15 protein-coding genes and 2 pseudogenes are annotated in these 16,178 nt (G+C 68.9%); 11 read left to right on the top strand and 6 right to left on the bottom strand.

Annotated elements, in window-relative coordinates; genetic code table 11:
• The first annotated feature begins 159 nt into the window (after positions 1–159).
• The 5 genes from ribA to ABT114_RS10480 all read left to right on the top strand — a co-directional run bounded on the left by ribA (position 160) and on the right by ABT114_RS10480 (position 5,056).
• Positions 160–792, top strand: a complete 633-nt coding sequence (ribA, locus tag ABT114_RS10500) for a GTP cyclohydrolase II (RefSeq protein WP_502988298.1) — start codon at positions 160–162, stop codon at positions 790–792.
• A gap of 18 nt (positions 793–810) precedes the next feature.
• Positions 811–2,022 carry a glycosyltransferase family 2 protein gene (locus ABT114_RS10495; protein WP_351140774.1) on the top strand — a complete coding sequence of 404 codons (1,212 nt, stop codon included), beginning with the start codon at positions 811–813 and terminating at the stop codon, positions 2,020–2,022.
• The gene (locus tag ABT114_RS10490; protein WP_351140772.1) at positions 2,019–2,876 is read left to right on the top strand and encodes a hypothetical protein; all 858 of its coding nucleotides are present in this window, start codon (positions 2,019–2,021) and stop codon (positions 2,874–2,876) included. Before ABT114_RS10495 ends, ABT114_RS10490 begins: the two co-directional genes overlap by 4 nt.
• A gap of 49 nt (positions 2,877–2,925) precedes the next feature.
• Positions 2,926–4,608 carry a WD40 repeat domain-containing protein gene (locus ABT114_RS10485; protein ID WP_351140769.1) on the top strand — a complete coding sequence of 561 codons (1,683 nt, stop codon included), beginning with the start codon at positions 2,926–2,928 and terminating at the stop codon, positions 4,606–4,608.
• A 76-nt stretch (positions 4,609–4,684) separates the two neighbouring features.
• A complete protein-coding gene (locus ABT114_RS10480) occupies positions 4,685–5,056 on the top strand; it encodes a VOC family protein (protein ID WP_351140767.1) in 372 nt (123 codons plus the stop codon).
• 11 nt (positions 5,057–5,067) lie between these two features.
• Here ABT114_RS10480 and ABT114_RS10475 read toward each other — a convergent pair whose 3' ends face one another.
• Positions 5,068–5,952 carry a helix-turn-helix transcriptional regulator gene (locus ABT114_RS10475; protein ID WP_351140765.1) on the bottom strand — a complete coding sequence of 295 codons (885 nt, stop codon included), beginning with the start codon at positions 5,950–5,952 and terminating at the stop codon, positions 5,068–5,070.
• 256 nt (positions 5,953–6,208) lie between these two features.
• On the bottom strand, positions 6,209–7,240 hold the full coding sequence (locus ABT114_RS10470) for a LacI family DNA-binding transcriptional regulator (protein ID WP_351140763.1): 1,032 nt from the start codon (positions 7,238–7,240) through the stop codon (positions 6,209–6,211).
• Positions 7,241–8,034: 794 nt separating this feature from the next.
• Between ABT114_RS10470 and ABT114_RS10465 the strand changes: the two are divergent.
• Positions 8,035–8,219, top strand: a pseudogene (locus ABT114_RS10465) (sugar phosphate isomerase/epimerase); the annotation flags it as partial.
• 21 nt (positions 8,220–8,240) lie between these two features.
• Positions 8,241–8,759 (top strand): hypothetical protein, encoded by a 519-nt coding sequence (locus tag ABT114_RS10460; RefSeq protein ID WP_351140761.1) that lies wholly within the window; start codon positions 8,241–8,243, stop codon positions 8,757–8,759.
• Positions 8,760–8,817: 58 nt separating this feature from the next.
• Here ABT114_RS10460 and ABT114_RS10455 read toward each other — a convergent pair whose 3' ends face one another.
• The 4 genes from ABT114_RS10455 to ABT114_RS10440 form a co-directional block, all read right to left on the bottom strand.
• Positions 8,818–9,687, bottom strand: a complete 870-nt coding sequence (locus ABT114_RS10455; RefSeq protein WP_351140759.1) for an alpha/beta fold hydrolase — start codon at positions 9,685–9,687, stop codon at positions 8,818–8,820.
• A 90-nt stretch (positions 9,688–9,777) separates the two neighbouring features.
• A complete protein-coding gene (locus tag ABT114_RS10450) occupies positions 9,778–10,782 on the bottom strand; it encodes an NADP-dependent oxidoreductase (protein ID WP_351140757.1) in 1,005 nt (334 codons plus the stop codon).
• Between the two features lie 173 nt (positions 10,783–10,955).
• Positions 10,956–12,011 (bottom strand): aldo/keto reductase, encoded by a 1,056-nt coding sequence (locus ABT114_RS10445; RefSeq protein ID WP_351140755.1) that lies wholly within the window; start codon positions 12,009–12,011, stop codon positions 10,956–10,958.
• A 59-nt stretch (positions 12,012–12,070) separates the two neighbouring features.
• Positions 12,071–12,763 (bottom strand): SDR family oxidoreductase, encoded by a 693-nt coding sequence (locus ABT114_RS10440; RefSeq protein WP_351140753.1) that lies wholly within the window; start codon positions 12,761–12,763, stop codon positions 12,071–12,073.
• Positions 12,764–12,878: 115 nt separating this feature from the next.
• On the opposite strand from ABT114_RS10440, the gene ABT114_RS10435 reads away from it, so the two are divergent.
• The 4 genes and pseudogenes from ABT114_RS10435 to ABT114_RS10420 form a co-directional block, all read left to right on the top strand.
• The gene (locus tag ABT114_RS10435; RefSeq protein WP_351140751.1) at positions 12,879–13,439 is read left to right on the top strand and encodes a TetR/AcrR family transcriptional regulator; all 561 of its coding nucleotides are present in this window, start codon (positions 12,879–12,881) and stop codon (positions 13,437–13,439) included.
• A 205-nt stretch (positions 13,440–13,644) separates the two neighbouring features.
• Positions 13,645–14,100, top strand: coding sequence for an RpiB/LacA/LacB family sugar-phosphate isomerase (locus tag ABT114_RS10430; RefSeq protein ID WP_351140750.1), 456 nt, complete (start codon positions 13,645–13,647; stop codon positions 14,098–14,100).
• A gap of 410 nt (positions 14,101–14,510) precedes the next feature.
• Positions 14,511–15,515 (top strand): ATP-grasp domain-containing protein, encoded by a 1,005-nt coding sequence (locus ABT114_RS10425; RefSeq protein WP_351140748.1) that lies wholly within the window; start codon positions 14,511–14,513, stop codon positions 15,513–15,515.
• A 295-nt stretch (positions 15,516–15,810) separates the two neighbouring features.
• Positions 15,811–16,173, top strand: a pseudogene (locus tag ABT114_RS10420) (histidine kinase); the annotation flags it as partial.
• Positions 16,174–16,178: the final 5 nt, after the last annotated feature.

Here is a 16,178-nt window from a genome sequence, read left to right as displayed (position 1 = left end):
TAAACCCTCGCATGAATGTGCACTGCACGATGATGAGGGATCTCGGCGAGGCTTTCTTCCTGCATGGTCAATACCAGATTTCAGGTCAACGCGAAGTCTGCAGAAGTGAAATAGGGGCGACATATGGAAAATCCGGGAAACGAGGGATTCGACGGAGACGTGGGCCGCACCGTCGTACGGCGGCGCATCGTCCTTCCGCGGCACGATGTACCGGGCCCGCGTACGGCCGAACTGGTCACGTTCGACGGTCTGCGGGACGGCCGGGAGCATATCGCCCTCGTATGGAAGTCCGAGGCGGCGACGCCACTGGTACGGATCCATTCCGAGTGCCTGACAGGTGACGTTTTCCAGTCGGCGCGCTGCGACTGCGGAAATCAGCTCGCTGAAACTATGGCGCTGATGTCGGAGAATGGTGGAATTCTTCTCTACCTGCGTCAGGAAGGACGTGGAATCGGGCTCTACAACAAGATCGACGCGTATTCCCTGCAGGACGCCGGCGCCGACACCGTCGACGCCAACACACGCCTCGGATTTCCCGCCGACGCCCGCCGGTACGACGTGGCGGCGGACATGCTGGCCGCACTCGGACACCGGGACATCAGACTGCTGACCAACAATCCGGAGAAGGTTTCCGGGCTGATGCTCGCCGGGATCAGGGTCGAGGACCGGGTGGGCACCAGTGTCTTCGTCTCCCCCGACAACCTCGGCTACCTCCAGACGAAGCGCTTCCGGATGGGCCATGCCCTTTCCTTGGGCGATGCGGAACCGGAGAGGGTCTCTGCGACCGGCTGACAGAGAAAGGACTCCTCGATGACGAAGGAATCGGGACCGAGTCACCCCGATGTCGCCCGCCGCACTGCCGACTGTGTCGTGATCTCGGCGGATCCGACGGCGGCTGACGCAAACCCGTTCTACATGCATCGCGCCCGGCCGCTGCTGACGGCCGTGCTGGACATCCTTGCCGAAACCGATGACAAGCGGCTGAGCGAGGCGGTCGCGGACTTGCGCCGCTCACCTGCGGACCCGTCACGGTACGGGACGCTGGTGTCAGCCGTGGCCGAGCTCCTCGGGAAGAGCCCCGAGCTCTCGGACCGTCTGGCGCGGGCTCTCGACCTGGTCAACGCGAAGTCACGCATCGGCTACCACCGAGGCGACTATGCCGGCCGGGAATTCCCGCCCGTACGAACCGATTCCGTCGAGCCGGCGGAAGAAGAACTCCCCGGCATCGCACCGATCGCGCAGGTGGTTATTCCCTTCCGGGACTCCAGTGCGTCGGGCGAACGCCTGGAGAATCTGCTGAGTTGCCTGCGGGCCTTGCGAGATCAGTCGATTCCGGGTGCGCGCTACATCGTGACGGTCGTCGAATGCGACGTCGAGCCACGGTGGCGCGGCCAGGTGGAGCAGTTCGCCGACGAGTACGTCCACGCCTACAAGAGCGGCGACTTCAACCGGTCATGGGGACTCAACGTGGGAGTCGTCAACTGCCGTTCCCGTACTCCCTATGTGTGCGTCCTCGACGCCGACGCACTGGTCGACCGGGATTTCGTCAAACGGAACGTCGAAAGATTCCTGGCACCCGCGGTGGGCGCCTTCCTGCCCTTCACGGACCTGCTGTACCTGGACCGGGAATCGAGCCGGCGGGCGGTGGCCCGGCGCACGGTCGAGCGGGCTCCGGACATCGACCTGGCCTATGTCCGGGGATTCCTCGTGCACCGTGCGTCTGGCATGTGCGCCTGGCTGCGGCGCGACGTCTACGAGGAGATCCACGGTTTCGACGAGAGGTACGAGGGATGGGGCGGCGAGGACCTGGACTTCGTACTCCGACTGCAACTGGCCGCGGCCTTCCGCTACTTCGACGACCCGCTGCTCCACATCCACCATCCGGTCGCGTCCGGCATAGTCCGTGACGACGGCCGGCCGGCGGCTGTACTGCCGCAACTGCTCACCTGGAAACCGGACGGACCGATCGGCAGGACCGAGAGGTTCGTACCCGTGGGTGCATCCCGAGAGGAGAGGACATGAGCGTTCCACTGATCGCGGTCATCGGGGCCGTGGAAGACGAATTGCTCTCCGAGTTCGTCCGCCATTACCGGTTGGCCGGCATCACCGAATTCTTCACCGCGTTCCATTTTCCCGACCATGTGCCCGGCGAGGAGCGTGAACGGACGCTCGGGACCTGGCGCGAGCTGGTCGGCGAGCCCACCATCGTCAGCACCGGCCCGTGGCACGAGTACCTGCACGGTGAACTGCGCGACAGACTGAGGGCTGCCGCCGGCGAGGGCTGGCACGCCGTCGCGGACTCGGACGAGTTCCACGCCTACCCCCTGCCGATCGAGGACCTCATCGCCGAGGCCGAGGCCTCGGGACACCCCTACGTCCGGGGCGTGCTGCTCGACCGGGTCGCCGCCGACGGCGGACTCGAGGGGCAGGGTGATCTGACCGACCTCGACGCCCGCTATCCGTTGGGCGGCTTCATCACGGCCAACCTCACCCAGGGCAACCCTCGGAAGATCATTCTGGTGCGGTCGGACGTGGAACTCGCCCTGGGCAGCCACTACTCGCCCTCGACGAGGATCCCCTTCCCCGAGGGCCGGATCGTCCCCGTCCATCACTTCAAGTGGCGTCCGCCGGTCCTCGCCGACCTGCGGCGCCGGGTCGAGATGCACAGCAGCGGCGCTTGGGCGGACGTGACGTCCTCGCTCGCCGAGGAGGCGTCCAGGTACCTCGACCACGTGCTCGCCCGCGAAGGCCGTATCGACTCCGACGCGCTCGGGATCGAGCTGCGCCCGGTGACGCTCCGGACCCAACCCGAATGGTGGGCGGCCGAAGCCAGGGTCGTCCTGTGCGAGTGGAACGTGCCCCAGACGACGAGCTGATCCCTCGCCCCTCCCCAGTTCGGCCCACCTCATCTGAAAGAGGAACCCAGTGATACGACACCGTGGACCCATCAGCGGCGTCGCCGCCTTCGGCGGCCGTTATGTCGCCACCGCCGGATACGACAACCGCGTGATTCTGTGGGACGCGGCCCGGCACACGCCGCTCGCCCAGTCCGTCCACGACCACCTTGCCAACCAGGTGGCCTTCAGCCCCGACGGGCAGCACCTGGTCACGTCGTCGAGCGACTACACGGCCCGCCTGTGGTCGATACCGGACCTCAAGCTCCTCACCGTCCTGTCGGACCACAAGGACGACGTGGAGATGTCGGTCTTCCACCCGGAGCGGCCCCTGATCGCGACCGCCTCCCGTGACCATGTGGTGCGGGTCTTCGACTTCTCCGGCGAGCTGGTGCAGCGCTTCGAGGGGCATACCGCGGACGTGATCTCCGTCGAGTGGTTGCCGCAGAGCGGGGAGGTGGTCTCCTCCAGCGACGACGGCACGATCAAGCGCTGGTCGCTCAAGTCGGGCAGCCTGGTCGAGAACATCGACCTCGAGGGCGTGGAGACCGACACCATCGCCATCACGGGCAGCGGTGTGGTCTTCGCCGGCAACGACGACGGCGCCATCATCCGGATCGAGGGCGAGAGCCGGGAGTTCACGCCCGCCCACGACGCCGGCATCAAGCGCCTGGTGTACAACGCCGCCACGGAGAGTCTCGTCAGCCTGAGCTACGACCGCTCCCTGCGTGTCTGGAGCACAGCGGGCGGCCTGAACCTGCTGCACACCGCCGAGTTCCCGGCGGAGATCTGGGCCAGGTCCTGCGCGTTCGTCGACGAACACACCCTGGCCTTCGCCACGTTCGGTTCGACCTATGCGACGTACGACATCGAGTCGGCCCGCTGGGACGTCAGCGGCGTGCGGGAGACACCGTGTGTCAACGCGGTCGCCACCGTTGCGGGCGGCAGGTCGTACACGGTGGGCGACTCGGGCGTGGTGTCGGTCGACGGCGAGGCCTCCGCGCGCATGGGCAGCCTGTGCAACTTCCTCGTCGAGGTCGGAGGCCGGGTGCTGACAGGGGGCCAGCTCGGCCGGATCTTCGACGCGGACACCGGTGAGATGCTCCACCAGCACCGGTCGCCGCTGAACTGTGCCGCGGTCTTCTCCCGCGATGGTGTACCTCACGTCGTCTTCGGCGCGTACACCGGCGAGGGCCTGGTCTTCGCCGTGCGCGAGGGCGGGATCTTCGACCACGTGGCCACGCTCGAACTGCATGCCAACGCGGTCAAGGGCGTCAGCGTATCGGGCGGTGTGATTTTCGCAGTCTGCGCGGATGCCGCGGCCAGCTGGTTCGACACGCAGACGCTGCGGGAGACGGCCCGGCTCGAGGAGGCACACGGCCGCATCGCCAACGGCTGTGCCGCCCTGCCCGGCGCACGGTTCGTCAGCATCAGCCGCGACCTCCAACTGCGCCTGTGGCAGGGCGCGGAGGCCACCGTGATCCCGACCCCGCACGACCACTCGATCAAGTGCGTCGCGGCCTCACCAGACGGAACCCTGGTGGCCACGGGCTCCTACGCGGGCATGGTCGCCGTGTACAACACCGAGTCGGGCGAGTGGACACACGTGGACCGGCCCACCACCGCCGGCATCTCGTCCATGCACTACGACACCCATGGTGAGCGCTTCCTGGCGTCCTCCTACGATGGTTCGGTCTACGCCGTACCGGCGTAGCTTCCACCGCACACTCAAGGCGGCTCGCACGATTCCTTCCGGATCTGCGGGCCGCCCGTGAAGAAGGACGTCCTTCGTGCCGACAGCGCTTCGTATCGAGTTGTTCGTCGACGACCTCGATCGCTTCGTCTACTTCTACTCCCGGGTACTCGGCTTCACCGTCACCGACGACCGCCGGACCACCGACTGGCCCTACGTGGCCGTGGCCCGGGACGGCGTCCGTATCGGCGCGGCACGACCGTGGGAGGCCGTCGACCGGGGCGCCCGCACGGTACCCACCGGGGTCGAGATCGTGCTGGAGGTCGACGATGTCCTCGCCGAGTACGCCAGGGTCATGGAAGCGGGCTGGCCCCTTGCCGATGCGCTGCAGGAACGGCCCTGGGGACTCACGGACTTCCGCGTCCATGACCCCGACGGGTACTTCATCAGAATCACCGGCCGGAACTGACCACCGTCACATCATGCGGAGAGAACCGCCCCTGTCCCTCTGGCGGCGTGCGCCATGGGACCGTCGTCATGCTCCCGCTTGGCCAGCAGATATCCCATCTCGGTGCGGTTCTTGGCGCCGAGTTCCGACTTGAGACGGGCCACGTGTTCCGCGGTGCTCCGCAACGACAGTCCCAGTCTCTTGGCTATCTGCTTGTCGGGGTGTCCGTTGACCAGCATTCTGACGAGCGCCTCCCGCAGCGCAAGGCCCACTTCGCCGACGGCCCGTGCGGCATGGGTCGGCTGGAAGGGGTGGTCGACCGCCCGCGTCCAGTGGCGCTCGTACAGGTCCACCAGGAACGCGACCACGACAGGGTCTTGGATCACCGCGCCCTTCGCACCCGGATCCAGCATGGAGACGAACGCCACGGTCCGGTCCACCACGACGAGTTGCTTGAAGAACTCCTCAAGTGTTCTGACCTGTCCGCCCGCAGCGCCGACTTCCCGCACGAAGTGCTTCACCGGTTCGTTGAACCGGGTCGGATGCTGGCAGATGATCTCCACACCGGCGTTCCGCCCCAGCGCCGCACGGATCACCCCGGTGAGGTTCTGCAGGACCTCCCGCGGAAAGTAGGAGCCGGGCAGGGCGATCAGTACTTCTCTGCGCGCGTGGGCGATGGCGTTGCTGACGGTAGAGGGGGTGCCCCACTCGTCGTGCACGGTGCCCCGGGGTGTGGAAGCCCGTCCCTGCGGGGCTGTTTCGGGGAACTCGGGCCGTGATCGGACCGCCGACAGAAGTTCGACGATGCGGCCTTCGAGTTCCTGGCCCAGCGCTCCCGCGACCGCGTGGTAGGCGATCCGGTCGAGGGCCGGGACGACTCCCCTCGACGTCCTGTGGAGCAGCCCCAGAGAGGTCATCTGCTCGACCGATGCCTGGTCGCACTGCGGAGCCACTCGCCCTTGGAACAGTGCATCGCTGAGAACACTCCACATGGCTGAGTGATTTTGATCGATATTCACTGATTTTTTCCTTTCTGTGGCACCTGGCTCGGTTGCATGGGCAGAAAGTCAGACATGAGCGTCCTCGGGCGGGGACGGCTTTCGCGCACGGCGGCCGGGCCGTCGGCCCGGCGAACGGCGTGTCAGTACGGCGGGAGTCGGTCGCGCCGCGCGCTCACGGAGCGGATAACCGGTCCACGAGCCGACAGGGCAGCAGCGCCGACGAGGGTGCCTGCCCGGCCATCATGGCGAGCAGGAGGCGCGCCATCTCCTCGCCGATGTGGTTCCAGGGTGGCTGGGCGACCACGAGCGGGCAGTGTGCGAGCGGGCCGAGGTCCTCGAACGCGCCGACGGCCACCTCACGGGAACCGGAACCGTCCCTCGCGCACAGGGCCTCGACGACGCCCACGGCCATACGGCCGGACGTCACGAGGACGGCGTCCACCGCCGCATCGCGCGCCAACAGTTTTCGCAGGGCCTCCCGCCCTCCGGGTCCGGAGTCCGCGGCACGCTCGACCAGACAGCCCTCGACGGGGATGCCCAGTTCGGTCAGGGCCGCTCGGTGGCCCTCCAGGCGCTCCCGCTCGTCGGGGGCATCCGGTGAGCCGGTGATCACGGCGATGCGCCGACGACCGGACTGGTGCAGCCGACGGGTCACCGCGTGGGCGCCCTCGCGGCCGTCGGCTCTCACGTGCGCGACCCCGTGGCCCGTGGGCGAGGGCCTGCCGTACACGGCCGTCGGCAGACCGACACGATCGACCAGCCGAGCCGGGACCGCGCCGGAGCAGTGCGGAATCAGCAGCAGCCCCCGGCCCCGGCTCTCCCCGAGGTGACGGTCCAGCCGGTGCCGTTCCGCCTCCTGTTTCCCCGCGTCGACGAAGAGCATCTCCATCGACATGCCGTGACGGGTCAGCACACGAGCGCAGCCACGGAGGATCTGGAGGGGGTCGGGTCTTCTCGGGCGGGGAACGCACGACTCGACGATCACAGCCGTGACGGCATCGGTCTGCCGCATGGCCAGACCGCGCGCCTGCCGGTTCAGCACATATCCCGTGGCGCGAATCGCATCCTCCACGGCACGTCGAGCCGCGGGGCTGACATGTCGTGCGCCGTTGAGTACCCGGGAGACGGTGGTGTGCGAGACGCCCGCCGCGCGACCCACGTCGTGGATCGTCGGCGCCTGTTCTCCGGGATTTGTGCTGGTCACGGCCGCCTTCTTGCTGCTTAGTGATCTAGAAGTCTGTGCACGTTCACATGGACGGCAGGAGCGCGGCAAGAGGTGGCCGGGCAAGGGCAGCGATTTTCGGTCACGGTGACAGCTACTTTCTGTTCACGTTCACAGAATCTCCAGGCGGTAAGCGATTGCGCTCGGCACAGGCTTTCCCGACCGGCCTCCCCACGGCCGCGCTCCGTACGGCGGGCGACGAGTCCGCTGCGCCCGGCTCAGGCGTCAACTCTCAGCGCACGAACCGACCGGAGAGGTTGGCTCATTCGGTTGGCGGGGCGGGCAGGGGGCGGCCACCCGGTATAGCGAGCGGTGAGTTCCCCCACGTGTCGCTGCACTTCGCGCTCCAGGACGGCGGACAGGACCCGGCCGTGCAGGGGGTAAGCGGGAAGTCCGCAGAGGACTACCGTACGGTACGCGCCGCCGGCAGCGACCAGCCGGGGCGCTCGCGATCCGAGGGTGGGAACCCACTGGCGACAGACGTATGGGCTCATGCTGGTGGAAGCGTTTGCGCTTGGCGGTCCGGTCGGCCGGCTGCGGGCTGACCGCGCGGATCCCTGACAGCGCAGATGAGTTCGGATAGCGCGGGAGGAGTACGCCTAATGGGCACGTGGGTTGGCCGTTTGGGTCGCAGGGTCTCTTGCATGATCGAGATCTGTCCGGAAACGGGCATGTAACACGCCCCACGCCCACCCCACAGAGCCACTGCCTCGGCTTGTCACCCGCTGTCCGGCCGATGCGGCGACGGCTTGAGCTTGTAAGGCGAAGGTCGTCAGCTCACCGGACGCGGCCAGGTCGACGACGCGCGGTCGACATACGGCAGCGGAAGGGAGAGGTGGAGGCGGCCAGCTACACCGTCCCCATCGAAGTGGCGCTGTTCAACGAGGAGTTGCGGGCACGGCACGGACGGGAGGTATTGGCGGAGACAGCGCAACAGTTCGTAGAACGCGTGATTCAATGACCGCATGGTGGAGGACGGTACATGGTAGGACCGTTGGAACTGGCCAGCGGCCATTGGGGAGTCGGGGACGCCACGCGACCGGACACCCACTGGGTGGAGTTCCGCCCGGACGGGCTCTACCAGCGCGAGCCAGACTCCGAGGAACGGTTGATCCCGTGGTCCAGGATCGTGACTGGCATCTGGATCACCTGGGGCAAGCACTCCTGGAACACAAATAGCAGGGGCATGTACACGCCGAAGGGAATGGTCGCCGGGCGCGACGGCGGCTGGATGCACATGACTCTGCGCCACCCGTACGAGGACTACCAGCTGCGCTTCGACCAGCACGCGCGCCCGTACCGGGCGGTGGACGCCCTCCGGCTGGAGTATCTACTGCGCCAGCTCATCGACGAGGGAAAGCCACATCTCCTCGGCGACCCGGAGTGGGTGGGCCGTGCCGTGGCGTACCTGGCCGACGGGAAAAACAGCTGGATTACGTACCGTGCGCTGTGGCGGGTGGCGGCGGAGGCCGTGGCAGCGGCCGGCCCCGGCAGCCCCTGACGTCCCGCCCATCGGCGCCTCGGAACAGGTCAGCAAGGCCCTGCTGCACACCGGCTGGCTACGGTTCCAGGAATTCAAGCGCCCGTGGGACGAATACGTCGTGGTGCTGGAAGATCCCGCCGTGTCCGGCGTCGGGGTAGAGGGGTTCGAGTTCCCCCTGGGGCAGCCGAGCCGCCAGGTCGAGTGTGTTGACACTCGGGACCATCCGGTCGCTCTCGCCGTTGGTCACCAGGACCGGTTGGTGGATGCGCGACAGGTCGGCCGGTGCCTGGAGGCCCCAGCGGTGGATGGCCTTCAGCTGGGCGCGGAACGACGAGAGGGAGATGGGCTTGTCGCGGTAGCCCGTGCGCTCCTTCAGCCGGTCGAGGAAGGCGTGGGCCGCCCGCCGGCCACCTGCGGTGTCGGTGAAGAAGAGGTACTGCTTCGGGTCCTTGCGGGTCAGGACGGCCTTGAGGATGTCCTTGATGGTGAGGCTTGTGACCTTGTCGATGCCGGGGCCTCCGGCGGGGCCCGTGCCCGCGAGGATGAGCTTGCGTACGAGGTCCGGTTCCTGGACTGCGATGACCTGGGCGATGAAGCCGCCCATCGACAGGCCGAGCAGGTCGACCCGGTCGTACCCGAGGGCCCGGATGAACAGCACGGTGTCGCGGGCCATCGCCTCGATGGTGTCGGGCGTGGAGCCGCCGGACGCGCCGACGCCGCGGTTGTCGTAGGTGATCACTCGGCGTCGAGCGGCGAGTCCGTCGACGACGCGTGGATCCCAGTTGTCCAGGACCGCGGACAGGTGGTTGAGGAGGATCAGCGGTACGCCGTCGTCCGGACCGAGCTGACGGTAGACGAAGTCCACGCCGCGCACGGACACGGAACGGGTCGGCGTGTTCTTGTACGACGTCGGGGCGGGGGTGGGGGAACTGGACGGTGCGTTCATGGCCGGGTCCTGGGGTGGTGTGTGTGGAATGGGGTGTGCAGGACCTTCTCGTTGTGAGAGGTGGCTGGTGCCCGGGGCTCGTGCCCGCCCTCACGTCATCGCGACGACGACCTTGCCGGCCTTCGCACGGCCCTTCTCGACGTATTCCATGGCCTGAAGGGTTTCGTCGAACGGGAAGACGCGGTCGACGACGGGGCGGATCTTCCCGGCGTCGATGAGCGGGGTGAGTTCGCGCAGTTGGTCGCCACTGGCCTTCATGAACAGGAACGAGTACGTCACGCCGTGGCGCTTGGCGCTGCGCCGGGTCTTGAAGCTCAGCGCGCTCATGGCCAGGCGGAGGATCGGGTTCGCGCCGAGTTCGCGGGCGAAGGCCGGGTCGGGCGGGCCCGCGACGCTGATGGCCTTTCCGCCGGGCTTGAGTACGCGCAGGGATTTGGCGAGGTTCTCGCCGCCGAGGCTGTCCAGGACGACGTCGTAGGCGTCGAGGACGGTGGCGAAGTCCTGCGTGCGGTAGTCGATGACGACGTCGGCGCCGAGTTCCTTGACCAGCTCGACGTTGGCGGTGCTCGCGGTGGTGGCCACGTGCGCGCCCAGTGCCTTTGCCAGCTGGACGGCGATGGAGCCGAGGCCGCCGGCGCCCGCGTGAATGAGGACCCTCTGGCCCGGCTGCACGTGTGCCCGCTCGACCAGTGCCTGCCAGGCGGTCAGGGCGACCAGGGGGAGGGAGGCGGCCTCGGCCATGGTGAGGGTGGCCGGTTTGGGTGCCAGGTCGTCCTGGTGGACGGCGAGGAGTTCGGCGAAGGTGCCGATGCGGTCCTTGTCGGGCCGGGCGTAGACCTCGTCCCCCACCGCGAACCGGGTGACGGACGAACCGACCTCGACGACCGTCCCGGCGAGGTCGTTGCCCAGAACGAGCGGGAGACGGTAGGGCATGAACGCCTTGAAGGCCCCGTCGCGGATCCTGAGGTCCAGCGGGTTGACGCCCGCCGCGTGGATCTTGACCAGGACGTCGTCGGCGCCCACCTGTGGGTCGGGTATCTCGGCGGCGCGCATCCCGGCTTGGTCGCCGTACTTCTCGACCATGAAGGCCCTCATCGTCGTCTCCGTTCCGTTTCCCGTCCGCGAGGGGGCGGGATCTCCGTTCGTACCGGGTTCCTCACAGTACGAGATAGTTTGTGTCGCTTTCTTGGCTGTCGCGGCCCCCCGCCGGCGCGTCAGGCGGCTGTCAGCGGCGCGGGGCGCACTGTGTCCTCAGCCGCGTTCGCCCTTCAGGCCACCGGCACGGCCCGGGCGATGACGCGGCTGGCGGCGCCTCCCTGGAGGCGGTCCAGGGAGGCGGCGATCCCCTCGTGGGGAACGCCGAGCGGCACCGCGCTGACCGCGGTCAGGCGGGTGTACTGCTCGTCGGTCAGCTGGACGTCGAGGGCGCCGAGGTAGCTGTCGAGCTGGGAGAGGTTGCGCGGGCCGATGATCGGGACGAGCGTGGCCACGGAACGGGCGGCGCGCTCGCGCACCCACGCCACCGCCACCTGGGCGGGCGTCACGCCGGTCTCCTCTGCGATGGCCAGGACACTGTCGACGACGGCGGTCTTCTGGCCGGTGCTCTCGGTGTGGATGACCATGCCCAGGTCGCTCAGGCGCCCCTCGGCGGAGCTGCGGTACTTGCCGGTGAGCAGTCCGCCGCCGAGCGGGGACCACAGGGCGGCGCCGAGTCCGAGGCTCTCGGCCATCGGCAGCAGTTCGCGGTCGGCGGTGCGCTCGACGAGGCTGTACTCGTGCTGAATGCCCACGATCGGGGCCCAGTTCTTCAGGTCCGCGAGGGTCACCGCGAGCGAGACGCGCCAGGCGGGGAAGTTGGACAGCGCGGCATGGTGGATCTTGCCGGCGCTCACCAGGTCGTCGAGTCCGCGTAGGAGCTCCTCCATCGGAGTGAGCTCGTCGGGGAAGTGCACCCACAGCAGGTCGATGTAGTCGGTGCTTAGGCGCTTCAGGCTGGCCTCCACCGAAGCGACCATGTTCTTGCGGCTGTTGCCCGTCTTGGAGATGTCCGGCTGCGGCGCGGCGCCGAGGGCGAACTTGGTGGCCAGTACGAAGTGCTCGCGGTCGGCGGAGATCAGCTTTCCGGTCAGTTCCTCCGACTCGCCGAACTGGTAGCCGTCCGCGCTGTCGAGGAAGGTGCCGCCCGCCTCGGCGAACCGGTCGAAGATCCGGCGTGCCTCGTCCGGCTCGGCTCCGGCACCCCAACCGGTGCCGAAGTTCGCGGTGCCGAGCGCGTACTCGGACACACGCAGTCCGGTCCGGTGTCCGAAGGTCGTGTAACGCATCAGGTGTCCTTACTAAGGGGATCAGGAAGGGGATGTGCTGCGGCGGAGGTGGGAGAGCCTCAGGCCGCGTTCGGCTGCGGCGCGGCGGCCAGGCTCTGCTTGACCTGCTGGGTGAACTCGTCGGCGACGATCTCGGGCTGGCCCGTCTCGATGCCGTACAGGGCCTGGGCTGCGACGTCGGCTGCGGCGGTCTTCTGGTCGGCGGGGACGCCGGCCGCCATGTCGGTGTCCATGTAGCCGACGTGCAGCGCCGAGACGGCGATGCCGCGAGGCGCCAGCTCGTCGCGGGTCGCACCGGTCAGTGCCCAGGCGGCGGCCTTGGAGGCGGCGTAGGAGCCGAGCCCGGCCGGGTGCACCCAGGACAGGACGGACAACACGTTGAGCACGGCGCCGCCGCCGTTGCCCTCGATGACGGGGGCGAAGGCCCGGGTCGCGGCGAGCGGGCCGAAGAAGTTGGTCTCCATCTCCCGGCGCACCGCGTCCAGGTCACCCCCGATCAGCGGTGCGCCGGTGGAGATACCCGCGTTGTTGATCAGCAGCGTCGCGTCCGACGCGACGCGGGCGGCCTCCCGTATCGACGCCTCGTCCATGACGTCCAGCCGCAGCGGGGTAACGCCCGGCAGGTCGACCGTCTCGGGGCGGCGGGCCGCCGCGTACACCTTCGCGCCGTGCTCGACGAGCTGGGCGGCCAGGTGCCGCCCAAGGCCCCGGTTGGCGCCGGTGACCACTGCGACCGCGTTCTTCAGTTCCATGCCTGCTCCTGGTCGTGGCGGGTGCTGTCGGGCCACCCGCACGAATTAGATTATGCAATCAATCTAAACACGGGTCTACGATAGATGCCAGTCGACATCCAAATGGGAGGTGGCCATGGGCCGCGTATCGCAGGCGCAGGCGGAGGAAAATCGCAGGCGGGTGGTGGACACCGCCTCCCGGCTGTTCCGGGAGCAGGGCACTCAGGTCAGCGTCGCCGACCTGATGAAGGCGGCCGGTCTGACTCACGGCGCCTTCTACAAACAGTTCGCCTCCAAGGAGGCGCTCGTCGACGAGGCCACCGCCCACGCCTTCGACGAGCTCGCCCGGGGTCACGCCGCCGGGCTCGAGCGGTACGACGGGCAGCGCGACGCCGCCCAGCAGGCGCTGATTGACGCTTACCTCTCCGTCGAGCACCGTGACGACCCGGCGGACGGCTGCCCGGTCGCCGCGCTCGCCGCCGACATTGCGCGCGAGGGCGGGGGGCGAGAGGCTCATCGCGTCTACACCGAGGGGGTGGCCGACTTCGCCGACTTCCTCGCCGGCGACGACCAGGACGGCATCGTTCGCCTCTGCACCCTGTTCGGTGCGTTGGTCCTGTCCCGGGCCACCAAGGGCTCCCCGCTCTCCGAGGAGATCCTCGCCGCCGCGCACGCAGCCTTGACGGAAACCGGCTGATCAGGGGCGCGGCGTGGGTGCACGTCGGTCGCAGCCGTGGGTCACGCTGACACCACTTTGTCGGTCTACGCTCATGCCGCCCTGCAGGCTCAACGCGAGGCACTGGACAGGGTCGGCGCGCTGTTGGGAGCCGACGAAAAGGATGTCACCAATTGATGTCAGCCCGGCGAGTTTAGCCTCTGAACAGGGGAGAAGGGAGATAACTATGAAGATCTCCGTCTCCTCGGACATGGACGAACCCGTGGCCCGCACTCTCGTCGCCGAGTTGCGCCGGCGTGGCCACGACGTGGTGACGCACGGGGCGCTGAGCCCCGGAGGCAACCCCCGTTGGGCGGTGTGCTCGGAGGCGGCGGCCAGGGAGGTCGCCGCCGGGACGGCGGACCAGGCCGTGGTGTGCTGCTGGACCGGAACGGGCGCGTCGATCGCCGCGAACAAGGTGCCGGGAGTGCGGGCCGCCCTGTGCACGGACGCGTACACGGCGGACGGCGCGCGCCGCTGGAACGACGCCAATGTGCTGGCACTGAGCCTGCGGCTGACGTCCGAACCGTTGCTGAAGGAGATCCTCGACGCCTGGTTCGCGGCCGAGGCCGGGGGCGACCCCGAGGACCGGGCGAACGTGGCCCACATCGGACGGCTGGACCTCGGCCGAGCCGTCCCCTAGCTCCCGTAAGAGCCCCGGAACCTCGGGAGGCGACCCACCCGGGGCGGCAACTTCCCTTCTGAAGACTGTGGTTCGGCAGGGCGCACGAGCGGGTGCGGACGGCGCAGAGGCAGGAGCAGGGGGCGGTAACCTCGTGCGCCCTGGTAGAGGCTCTCGCCGGGCGCCTACAGTGTGGCGCCACGGCCCTGCGACAGGGATGCGGCAGGGCTGAGCCCCACCACGCGGTCACCGGCCGTCCGTCCCACCGCGGCCGCCGACCGCACCGGGCGCGGTCCCGTACACCGGCGCGGCTTCCGGAGCGACGGGTGCCGGCGACCCCCGCGCGACAGGCACCACCCCGTGAACCCGCTCGGGCCGCGCCGCCGAGTCTCCGCGGTACGAGCCCGCGTCGAGAGCCTCTGGAGGCCGCTGTGTCCCGACCGTGCATCACCCTGATCGCCGACCCCACGTCCACCGAAGGCTGCCGGGAGTACCTGGCCCAGGCCGTGGAACTGCTCACCGGCGCACCGCCGGTCCGGATCGACGCCCGGCACTTCGGGGCCGGCGGAACGGGCCGCGGTGTCCTCGACGGAGGCCGCTTACGGCTGCACGTCCCGGAGGAGGAGACGGACGTGCTTCCCGACATGATCGTGCTCTACGAGATCCAGCCCCACCGCCGCCACGAACTCGCCGCGTTCCAGGAGCTGCTGGAGGCCCATGACGTGGTGACCCTCGGCACCGGCCCGGCTGCCTGGCGGACGGCGACGGAGAAGAACCTCACCGTCGAACGCTTCGCCCGGGACGGCGTAGCCCAGATGGAGACCGTCGTCCTGTCGCGGCCCGGGCGGCACGAGGCGGCGACCGCGTTCGCCGGGCTCGGCGGCGACACCTGGGCCCGGCCCGTCGTCGGCACGGGCGGCAATGACACCTTCCACATCACCACCGGGGCCCAACTGGAGAGCGCCGCCGACTTCTACGCACGGCGCGGCTCCGACTGGCTCCTCTCCCGCGATGCGGGGAACCTCACCACCGACGGCATGCGGCACCAGTTCCGGGTGTTCGTCCTCGGTGGCCGGATCGTGCACGCCCGCGAGCACCTCCAGCCCGAACCCGACACGCCCTGCAACACCTGCCAGGGCGCCACCGCCGTCCACATGACTCCGCAGGAGCTGCCTCCGCGCCTCGCGGAGCTCGCTGTCGCCGCCACCGAGTCGGTCGGGCTGCCCTTCGCGGGCGTCGACCTGGCCGTTGAGAACGGCGGAGTCGTCTTCGAGGTCAACGTGCACCCCGCCTTCGTGGACGGCGAACTGGAGACCGTGGCCGTCCCGTACATCCAGGCGCACCTCGACGCCCTCGCCGTCGCCCGCGGAGACCGCCAGGTCCTTGCGCACCCGACACGACCGGACCTCGACCGGGGGAGCCAGCTGTCCGCGTGAACGCGCCGGGCCGACCGGCGTCATCCCGGCGCCCTCCGGTCCCCCTGCCTCGCCGCAGAGCCACGCCGCCGCCGACCGGGCCGCCCGTGAATCCCTGTCGCCGGGGGGCTTCCGCATGTCGTGCACGTCGGCGAGCAGCACGGCGGAGGTGCTCGCGGCATTCCGGTGACAAGGGCCGGGCGGGCGCGTCAAGCTGCCCTGATCCCGTATCGCCCCTGGCCTGGACCGTTACTGCGGCACATGTCCGGACAGGTCGGCTGTCCGGCAGGGCGAGAGGGCATCTGGAGGACCACGAATGGGAAGCTCCGGGGGCGCCGGGGAGGCCCGGGTACGGCTGCCGCAGCTGCGGCTGGACGAGCTGCTGGAGGAGCTGCAGGCCAGGCTGGACGCGGCTCGCGGCACCCGCGACCGGGTGCACAGCCTGCTGGAAGCGGTGCTCTCGGTCGGCCGCGAGCTGGACCTGGAGCAGGTGCTGCGCAGCATCGTCGAGGCGGCGGCGGTGGTCGACGCCGAGTACGCGGCACTCGGCGTGATCGGCCCCGACGGCAGGCGCCTCTCGGCCTTCCACACCATCGGAGTCAGCGACGAGGACATCGCCCGTATCGGGCCCTGTCCGGAGGGCCACGGCATCCTGGGGGAGCTCATCCGCCATCCGGAGGGAGC

The organism is Streptomyces sp. NPDC002088 (assembly GCF_040296605.1).
GTDB lineage: Bacteria > Actinomycetota > Actinomycetes > Streptomycetales > Streptomycetaceae > Streptomyces.
The sequence above is the reverse complement of the archived record's forward strand: the minus strand, read 5'-3'. Positions and strand labels throughout refer to the sequence as shown.

What these genes read in the sequence shown, in the direction of transcription:
- ABT114_RS10490 (WP_351140772.1), top strand. Translation starts at nt 2,019, where the DNA reads ATGAGCGTTCCACTGATCGCGGTCATCGGGGCCGTGGAAGACGAATTG.
- ABT114_RS10495 (WP_351140774.1), top strand. Translation starts at nt 811, where the DNA reads ATGACGAAGGAATCGGGACCGAGTCACCCCGATGTCGCCCGCCGCACT.
- ABT114_RS10450 (WP_351140757.1), bottom strand. Translation starts at nt 10,782, where the DNA reads ATGAGGGCCTTCATGGTCGAGAAGTACGGCGACCAAGCCGGGATGCGC.
- ABT114_RS10455 (WP_351140759.1), bottom strand. Translation starts at nt 9,687, where the DNA reads ATGAACGCACCGTCCAGTTCCCCCACCCCCGCCCCGACGTCGTACAAG.
- ABT114_RS10445 (WP_351140755.1), bottom strand. Translation starts at nt 12,011, where the DNA reads ATGCGTTACACGACCTTCGGACACCGGACCGGACTGCGTGTGTCCGAG.
- ABT114_RS10440 (WP_351140753.1), bottom strand. Translation starts at nt 12,763, where the DNA reads ATGGAACTGAAGAACGCGGTCGCAGTGGTCACCGGCGCCAACCGGGGC.
- ABT114_RS10475 (WP_351140765.1), bottom strand. Translation starts at nt 5,952, where the DNA reads ATGACCTCTCTGGGGCTGCTCCACAGGACGTCGAGGGGAGTCGTCCCG.
- ABT114_RS10435 (WP_351140751.1), top strand. Translation starts at nt 12,879, where the DNA reads ATGGGCCGCGTATCGCAGGCGCAGGCGGAGGAAAATCGCAGGCGGGTG.
- ABT114_RS10430 (WP_351140750.1), top strand. Translation starts at nt 13,645, where the DNA reads ATGAAGATCTCCGTCTCCTCGGACATGGACGAACCCGTGGCCCGCACT.
- ABT114_RS10460 (WP_351140761.1), top strand. Translation starts at nt 8,241, where the DNA reads ATGGTAGGACCGTTGGAACTGGCCAGCGGCCATTGGGGAGTCGGGGAC.